General features: G+C 40.0%; 8 protein-coding genes. 3 read left to right on the forward strand and 5 right to left on the reverse strand.

What is annotated here, in order from left to right:
- The first annotated feature begins 11 nt into the window (after window positions 1-11).
- The 3 genes from sdhD to PVV70_RS01175 are packed head-to-tail and all read left to right on the forward strand — an operon-like array spanning window position 12 to window position 3,043.
- Window positions 12-398, forward strand: a complete 387-nt coding sequence (sdhD, locus tag PVV70_RS01165) for a succinate dehydrogenase, hydrophobic membrane anchor protein (RefSeq protein WP_273757588.1) — start codon at window positions 12-14, stop codon at window positions 396-398.
- 6 nt (window positions 399-404) lie between these two features.
- Window positions 405-2,249, forward strand: coding sequence for a succinate dehydrogenase flavoprotein subunit (gene sdhA / locus PVV70_RS01170; protein ID WP_273757589.1), 1,845 nt, complete (start codon window positions 405-407; stop codon window positions 2,247-2,249).
- A gap of 14 nt (window positions 2,250-2,263) precedes the next feature.
- Window positions 2,264-3,043, forward strand: a complete 780-nt coding sequence (locus PVV70_RS01175; protein ID WP_005774220.1) for a succinate dehydrogenase iron-sulfur subunit — start codon at window positions 2,264-2,266, stop codon at window positions 3,041-3,043.
- Between the two features lie 1,446 nt (window positions 3,044-4,489).
- Here the strand turns inward: PVV70_RS01175 and virB11 are convergent.
- From virB11 to PVV70_RS01200, 5 genes are read right to left on the reverse strand one after another with little or no spacing between them, the layout of a single operon-like run.
- Window positions 4,490-5,551 carry a P-type DNA transfer ATPase VirB11 gene (gene virB11 / locus PVV70_RS01180; protein WP_273757591.1) on the reverse strand — a complete coding sequence of 354 codons (1,062 nt, stop codon included), beginning with the start codon at window positions 5,549-5,551 and terminating at the stop codon, window positions 4,490-4,492.
- Window positions 5,526-6,662 (reverse strand): type IV secretion system protein VirB10, encoded by a 1,137-nt coding sequence (gene virB10 / locus PVV70_RS01185; RefSeq protein ID WP_273757592.1) that lies wholly within the window; start codon window positions 6,660-6,662, stop codon window positions 5,526-5,528. Before virB10 ends, virB11 begins: the two co-directional genes overlap by 26 nt.
- On the reverse strand, window positions 6,662-7,468 hold the full coding sequence (gene virB9 / locus PVV70_RS01190) for a P-type conjugative transfer protein VirB9 (RefSeq protein WP_273757593.1): 807 nt from the start codon (window positions 7,466-7,468) through the stop codon (window positions 6,662-6,664). Before virB9 ends, virB10 begins: the two co-directional genes overlap by 1 nt.
- A 13-nt stretch (window positions 7,469-7,481) precedes the next feature.
- Entirely contained in the window at window positions 7,482-8,183 is a 702-nt protein-coding gene (locus PVV70_RS01195; protein WP_273757594.1) for a virB8 family protein, read from the reverse strand.
- Window positions 8,180-8,302, reverse strand: a complete 123-nt coding sequence (locus tag PVV70_RS01200; RefSeq protein WP_273757608.1) for a TrwH protein — start codon at window positions 8,300-8,302, stop codon at window positions 8,180-8,182. The genes PVV70_RS01195 and PVV70_RS01200 overlap by 4 nt, the downstream gene beginning before the upstream one ends.
- Window position 8,303: the final 1 nt, after the last annotated feature.

Here is an 8,303-nt window from a genome sequence, read left to right on the forward strand (position 1 = left end):
TGAAAAGAGACATGAAAAAAGATTTTCGAACGGAACTTGGAAAAGTACGGGGGCGTGGGAGTGCACATGAAGGAACAGAGCATTTTTGGCGAGAACGTTTGACAGGGTTTATCAATCTACCACTTTTGATCTTTTTTATTGTTCTTGTTCTTTCGCTTGTGGGCAAGGACTATAGTATTGTGCGTGCAAGGTTTGCACATCCTATTGTGGCTATTTTGATGGGATTGATGACTCTTTCAGTTCTTTACCATATGAAACTTGCTATGCAGGTGGTGATTGAAGATTATATTCCACGAGAAGGTTTCCGGTTATTCTTTTTGACTTTAAATATTTTATTTTGTTTTTTCATGGGCGGTGTCATTATTTTTTCTCTTTTAAAAATTGCATTAGGGGGTTAAACAAATATGGCGGGTACAAGATCATCTTTGGGCGCTAAAGCAGGTAACGCCCCTTATCGCACTGTAGATCATAAATTTGATGTTGTTGTTGTTGGGGCAGGGGGGGCAGGATTACGTGCAACACTGGGTATGGCAGAACAAGGATTAAAGACAGCTTGTATCACGAAGGTGTTTCCAACGCGCTCGCACACGGTTGCAGCACAAGGGGGAATTGCCGCATCACTTTCAAATATGGGACCTGACAATTGGCAGTGGCATTTATATGATACCGTGAAAGGTTCTGATTGGTTGGGCGATACCGATGCAATGGAATATTTGGTGCGTAATGCCCCAGCTGCTGTATATGAATTAGAGCATTATGGCGTTCCTTTTTCTCGAACGCAAGAAGGAAAAATTTATCAACGTCCCTTTGGTGGACATACGACACAATTTGGTGAAGGTCCCCCTGTTCAACGGACTTGTGCTGCAGCAGATCGTACAGGCCATGCCATTTTGCATACGCTTTATGGACAAAGCTTAAAGCATAATGCGCAATTTTTTATTGAATATTTTGCACTCGATCTTATCATGACCGATGGGGTTTGTACGGGGGTTGTGGCGTGGAATCTCGATGATGGTACAATACACCGTTTTTCTGCTAAAATGGTTGTTCTTGCAACCGGTGGTTATGGGCGTGCTTATTTTTCTGCAACATCAGCACATACCTGTACGGGTGATGGGGGTGGAATGATCACACGGGCTGGATTACCCCTCCAAGATATGGAATTTGTGCAATTCCATCCTACAGGCATTTATGGTTCTGGCTGTCTCATTACAGAGGGCGCTCGTGGGGAAGGGGGCTATTTAATCAATTCTGAAGGTGAACGCTTTATGGAGCGCTATGCGCCTTCCTTTAAGGATTTAGCTTCACGCGATTTGGTTTCACGTTGTATCACTCTTGAAATTCGTGAAGGGCGTGGCGTTGGACCAAAGAAGGATCATATCCATTTGGTTCTCAATCATATTGATCCTGCAATCTTACATGAGCGTTTACCAGGGATTTCTGAATCCGCCCGAATCTTTGCAGGGGTGGATGTTACAAAAGAACCGATTCCTATCTTGCCAACGGTTCATTATAATATGGGGGGGATTCCTACCAACTATTATGGGGAAGTTCTCAATCCAACGGCTGATTCGCCTGATCGTATTCAACCAGGACTGATGGCGGTAGGTGAAGCGGGATGTGCTTCTGTTCATGGTGCTAACCGCTTGGGATCAAATTCATTGATTGATCTTGTGGTGTTTGGGCGTGCTGCTGCCATTCGTGCAGGTGAAGTTATTGATCGGAATGCAGAAATTCCGCCTTTGAATGAAGAAGCTATTGACGAAATTATAGCGCGTTTTGATCGTTTACGCTTTGCACAAGGAGCAATACCAACAGCTCTATTGCGTGAAAAAATGCAACGCACGATGCAAGAAGATGCAGCAGTCTTCCGTACAGAAGATTCTTTGCAACAGGGATGCCAGCGGATGAATAAAATCTGGGAGGAATTGTCTGATCTTAAAGTCACAGATCGTTCCATGATATGGAATTCTGATTTGGTTGAAACCTTAGAGCTTCAAAATCTCATGGCAAATGCAATCATGACTGTTCATTCTGCAGCAGCACGTTTAGAAAGCCGTGGTGCTCACGCCCGTGAAGATTATCCAGAGCGTGATGATAAAAATTGGCGAAAACATACGCTTTCACATTTGTCAAAAGAAGGTAAGGTGACGTTATCATATCGACCTGTCCATGTGGACCCATTAACATCTGAAGCTGATGGTGGAATCGATTTAAAGCGCATTGCACCTAAAAAACGGGTTTATTAAGGGTAGAATGAAATATGGTACAAATTAAGCTTCCCAAAAATTCTCAAGTAAAACCGGGAAAGGTTTGGCCTAAACCTGAAGGTGCGACAAAACTGACAGAATTTCACGTGTATCGTTGGTCGCCTGATGATGAGGAAAATCCCCATCTGGATACCTATTATGTGGATCGTTCTGCTTGTGGCCCTATGATTCTTGATGGGCTTTTATTTATTAAAAACCATATTGATCCGACTTTGACACTTCGCCGATCTTGCCGTGAAGGCATCTGTGGTTCCTGTGCGATGAATATTGATGGAACCAATACATTGGCTTGTACCAAAGGTATGGATGATGTAAAGCACCCCATTAAGGTCTATCCTTTGCCCTCCATGCCGGTTGTGAAAGATTTGGTTCCTGATTTAAAGCGCTTTTATGCTCAACATCGAGTCATTGAACCTTGGTTGCAAACTGTTTCGCCAGAGCCTGCAAAAGAATGGTTACAAAGTCACTCCGACCGCCAAAAAATTGATGGTCTTTATGAATGTATCTTATGCGCCTGTTGCCAAACATCATGTCCAAGTTATTGGTGGAATGGTGATCGTTATTTGGGTCCCGCTGTTTTGCTCCAAGCTTATCGCTGGATTGCAGATTCACGTGATGAGATGTGTGGTGAACGTCTGGATAATTTAGAAGATCCTTTTCGCCTTTATCGCTGTCATACGATTATGAACTGTGCGCAAACTTGTCCAAAGGGATTAAATCCAGCAAAAGCGATTGCTGAAATTAAAAAACTCATGGTTGAACGCCGCCTTTAAAAAATGACGCCTTCATGAAAGTAAAGGTTCAGGCTCGAAATAGTATGGCCTTTGGAGATTTAATCTCTAAGAGCCCATTGGCTTCCATAAGATGGTCAACATAATTATTATTACTTTAAAAAGACATGAGTCTTTCGGGTAAAATGAATACTTAAAACAGCATGTTATGTAAAAACAATATGCTATGTGTTTTTATTTTCATTAAATCTGTATCAAAACTCTCACTTTAATGTATGATTCACTTAATCGTTTTTTATAAAAAGCTTATCTTACAATAGAGCATAAAAAACAAAGAATAATACAAACATTATAACGTATGTAAATCATTCAAATGAAATACAAATGAGTGACGATAGTTCGTAATTTTATGATACGTTTATTATAATATCGAAAATATTGTTGATATGCAGTGATTGAAGGCTTTTGATATCATCATCCCATATATTTAAAGGTCATATTTTGTTTTAGGCATTCGATTGTTAAGTACATTAAAAAAAACAAAATTTATAGTTCTCAAAATCGGAGAGCATAAAATCACTCTCTATTATTCTGATAGATTATATAATGAAGGGGGTAGGAGTTTAAAACTATTATAACGTCAAACGATTTGAATTTATTAGAGAGCCCAAAAAGGCTTTTGAGGAAATATCAAATTTATATAGGTTTAATCTTTATTTTTCAGTGTAAAATATATTTCTTAATATAAAAGAGAGCTCTACAAAGTATTAATGATATGATCCGTTATTCTTTGTGTATTTATTTGGTTGTGCTATAAAATACCGTCATTTGCGATGTGTGCTTAAAGTGGTTAAAAGTTCACTCTGCTAGGCAAGGAGACAGAGAGTTGAAAGATCAGTTTGGGTTGAGAAGTTTAATCCTTTGAGGTGGGGATATGTGTCCCACGTGATATGGTTAGTAAAGCTTTCTTTAGAGAAATTTGATTGTTGACAAGTTGGTATGGAATAAGAATCTTTCTTCTCTCAAGGAATATCGGTATGTCACTGTACTTTTTATTCCCGAATGAAATGTGAGTTATAGATGCTCAATCAGAATGATACTATACTTATATTGGGTTCTTCGTATCTGAAGATTGTTTGGGTAAAAAACATACTTATTGATCACTGAAAATAAGCTTTTGTCTTGATGACGATAATTATTGGTGATGATCGGTATCTGTTTCACGAAGCTCTTATTGATAGGCAAATCAAAATTTATTCTTTTCTCTTTTACATCAAATATACATTTTCCAAAGATAAATAGAGAGAATGATCGATAGAATCTCATATGCGATTTTTTTTCTATTCACTTTTTTCTTTTTTTGTTCATGAAGCGTGTAAAAAATACATTGGAGAGGCTAAGAGAAGAGATGGTGTTCAATGAAAAAGCCGTAACAATTGGTTACGGCTTTTTTCGTCTGTGTGCTTTCATTGAGAGAGCAAGCCTTATTTAAGCGATTTTTGATTTAGCAAAAATCGGGTCGTAAAAAACTTCAGAAAGTTTTCTATCTTTAAAGAACAATATGACATCAACTGTTGTGTAAAGAACAATCTTTATCATTTCTATCTCGAGTTGACGGCCAACTTCTGATCTTTTAATCAAGGTGGCACAGCGCTCAAAGGTCTGCAAAGCACTGTTGGCATGCGTCGTTGTAATCGATCCAGGATGACCTGTGTTGAGTGAATTAAGATATTCCCATGCTTCATTGCCTCGTAATTCAGCAAGAAAAATTCGGTCAGGCGATTGACGCATACAGGCATCTAGACATTCTTCAGCTGAAACACGACCCACATTGTTACCATAAATCATATTTACGTGATTAGGATGATTGGGTAGAAAAAGCTCATGAACATCTTCAATCGTGATGATACGCTCTTCTACAGGGACTTTTTCAATGAGCGAGCGGGCAAATGTTGTTTTCCCCGATCCTGTCTTGCCAGCAATGATGATGTTGCGTTTGTGAAGGACGCATTCTTCCAAAAATTCAAGAATTTTTCCCTCACGTTTACGTTGTAAGAGCTGAACTTCAAATGGTTCTAACCGCGTGAAGTCCTGCTTTGATAACAAGTTATTGGCTTCTTTTGCTGAAGGCTTGTTAAAACTTACATCGGAAAAATCATCAAATGCTCCTTCTTCTTTGAGTTCTTCTAACGTCTTAACGATAAGAGAATGTTTACGAATCACAAAAGAAAGAGTGCCATCAATGACAGCTGGCGTTTGGATAATTGTACCACGTTGTCCACCAGGCAAGAGCACGTAATTAATACTTTTAGGAGCCATGCCGTTATAAACGATAATCGCTGTAATAAGCGTTTGCAAAAAAGCTGTTGTTAGCTCTGGCACGCTATGAACCTGCCACCCGTTGAAGCTTTTTGTCCATACTTCACAGGGGCGGCAGATCGATAATTCAGTGATCTTAGGATCTTCTAAGAAACGATCAAGCGGTTGCAAAAGCTGAGAAACTGCTTGATCTTTTTGTATCGGGTTAACGTGTGACGAGACTGTAGACATCGCTGAAATCCAGATCACGAGCAACGAAAATATTTATTCGTTCGCCTTGGTTTTTATAAAGAGTTGGTGCTATATTGATCGAATTTTGAAGAACATCGCTTACTACTGATTCAGCATTATGAGCCCCTTGAGGTTGTGGGTTCTCTTTATCCTCTTTGCTACTTTTATTGATTTTACCTCTTACCCATTCTCCTAAATCACCGATAATACTCACCATAATTGCGCCACTAAAACGCTCCCAAAAGTGTCTATCAACCCAGCCACCAATACCTGATTCACCAAGAGGACCTGTACCAGGTGAGTCAAGATTGACAATAACTCCAGAAGGGGTTTCAATGCGTAACCATTGTACAAACACACGTGTTTGTCCTTGCTGTAAGCCACTTTGGTAAAAACCAACGACTTTAGAACCACGGTCAAGCAAGACAACACGACCACTTGTAGAATAAATATCCCGTGTCAAATGACATGTCGTCATTCCAGGTTGTGACGTGATGATTTTTGTTTCCAATGTACAATCTATTTGCGTTCCTTGTGTAATCAAAAGATCACGGTTACGAAGTTGCGCCGCATGTGATCGACCTAAACGTACAGGTTGGAGATTTAATGCACCACTGTCATCATTCGATGTTTTAGTTTCTGTAGATCCTTCGCTCCCACCATTGTTAAGACTAGAACTAAGCATACGTTTACGCGCTAATTCTTCAGAATCTTGGAGCATATGTGGGGGAACGGTTGTTTGAAGAAGTTTAGCTAAGGCTGGTGAAATATCTAGGCTTGAATCTTCAGTCTGTGTTGGTTTTTCTTCTTCTACAGGTTTGGGCTCTTCTATAACCCGGGGGATATAGCTCGGTATAATTTGCTGTACCGTTTGTTGTGTTTTTTCTTCCTCTACTTCCACGGTACTACCCATTTTTAAAGCCTTCCAAGTTAGAGCAATTGGCACCGCTACTATGACAATAAGTCCTACAATTAACAATGCACGGGTCCCTGGAATTGTCGGACGGCGATCTGAACCTAGTTCAGAGCTCCCATAGGCATCTTCAATATGTTTTTGCTCTATATTGTCCAGTTTCCTACCTTTTTCATCTCCTTCCTTATTGTCAAACATTATTTTCCTCCTTTATTGATACGATAAACCACCGAAGATACTGTTCCAGTTGTGTTTGGTATACCATGGGGGTCATAGGCTTCATTAAAAACAGCGAGAGCGCGTTTACCAAGTCGTATGATCCATTTAGGATTGACCTTATGAACGGCGATAATATCATTCGAACTACCGATGACGGTGCGCGGTATTAAGCTTTCATTCCCTTCAGCATCTACGACATAAATCGATGGCATATCCATGTTAGCAGGAAACTTAAAGTAAGTAATACGCCCATTGTCCCAAGCATTGATGGGAGCAATATCTTGATGACCGCTCATGGTGTAACTGAGATTATAGCCCTTCACGCTTTGGTGAAAACCACGTTCAATCGCAAGGCGTCGGTTGTTTTCTTCTGACTTTTCATCGGTTGAATCGGGATAATGGAAAGCCAATTCATAGGTTGATCCCGCACGGTCATTTCGAAATTGCAGTCGAAATTTGTAACTCCGTTTGTCAGTTACAACGATGAGATTGGTATTGGCAAGTTCTGCTTTTGGTTTAATAAAAATATGCCGCCCTTTATGCGCAAAGGCATAGGCTTCTGAATCGCCAAAGGCATGAGTGATATACTGTTCACCTTCTTCAAGAATAATATGTGTTGCTACTCCCAGAACTGTTTCAATTTGAACCACATCGGCTTCGTTATATGTTATATAGCGAATGCGGTGATCATATTGTGAATTTGATGGACTTTTGAGTGCCTGCACAGGTACTGTATAAAGAGAAGAAAACGAAGACAATAGAACAACAAATGCAAGTTTTTTCATAACAATCAATTCCTTAATCATTCAACAGTATTTCTGGGTCAGAACGGTAACTTGTTACTTGAAAACCAAGAGGGTTAAGCAATCGATCAGATGATTTCATGGGTGCACCGACATAGGTATAACCAATTGTTGCAATCTGGTGCTGTTTTGGTCCAGTAGCAGCACCGCTGCTGTCAAGTTGTTGAGTCGTAAAACGTACAGTTGCTTGACCAAGGCCATTAGGCTGGATTGATCGTATTTTAACAGTGATACGTGCTTTGTTGGAAAGCACTTTATCTCGTGCATTTTCCCCATCATAGATTTTATAATATTCTTGCTGAACAGCAGCTGCACTTAAAAGTGCTGTTGTATCATAATTCAGTTGAATAGTATCATAGTCATAAGTTTCGCGGTTAAGTACATATTGGTTGAGCCAATATCTATCTACAACTTCACCATAGCTTTCTTCGTGCTCGCGCATAATTGAAATAACATCAACAGCACCTGTTGTGTTATCAACGCGTAACACTAAAGGTGTAGGCGCTGGTTGGGAAAATCCAATGACGCCACATATCATACCGAATAAGCCAAAAAGACCAACAGCACTTGCTACACGCCACGCCGTTCTGCGCGACCTTATAAATTCGCTTATAAGATCCCGTTCTAGACCACGACTTTCTTCGTAATAACTGCTAAGTTGTTCGGCTTTCACTGGTTTTGCTTGTTTTGTTTTCATCTGTCTCCTCGCTTAATTTCGGCAGGGATTGTTTTATTAATAGGCACACGGTTCCTATCATTGGGTTGTTTGAGCTTTGGTGCTAATGCACAAGCTGATAAAAGGTTTGCAATCAAAATC

The organism is Bartonella sp. AU55XJBT, from assembly GCF_028618525.1.

Bases quoted from the DNA above. Each gene is read 5' to 3' on its own strand.
- sdhD (WP_273757588.1), top strand. From the start codon at position 12: ATGAAAAAAGATTTTCGAACGGAACTTGGAAAAGTACGGGGGCGTGGG.
- sdhA (WP_273757589.1), top strand. From the start codon at position 405: ATGGCGGGTACAAGATCATCTTTGGGCGCTAAAGCAGGTAACGCCCCT.
- PVV70_RS01175 (WP_005774220.1), top strand. From the start codon at position 2,264: ATGGTACAAATTAAGCTTCCCAAAAATTCTCAAGTAAAACCGGGAAAG.
- virB11 (WP_273757591.1), bottom strand. From the start codon at position 5,551: ATGTCTACAGTCTCGTCACACGTTAACCCGATACAAAAAGATCAAGCA.
- virB10 (WP_273757592.1), bottom strand. From the start codon at position 6,662: ATGTTTGACAATAAGGAAGGAGATGAAAAAGGTAGGAAACTGGACAAT.
- virB9 (WP_273757593.1), bottom strand. From the start codon at position 7,468: ATGAAAAAACTTGCATTTGTTGTTCTATTGTCTTCGTTTTCTTCTCTT.
- PVV70_RS01195 (WP_273757594.1), bottom strand. From the start codon at position 8,183: ATGAAAACAAAACAAGCAAAACCAGTGAAAGCCGAACAACTTAGCAGT.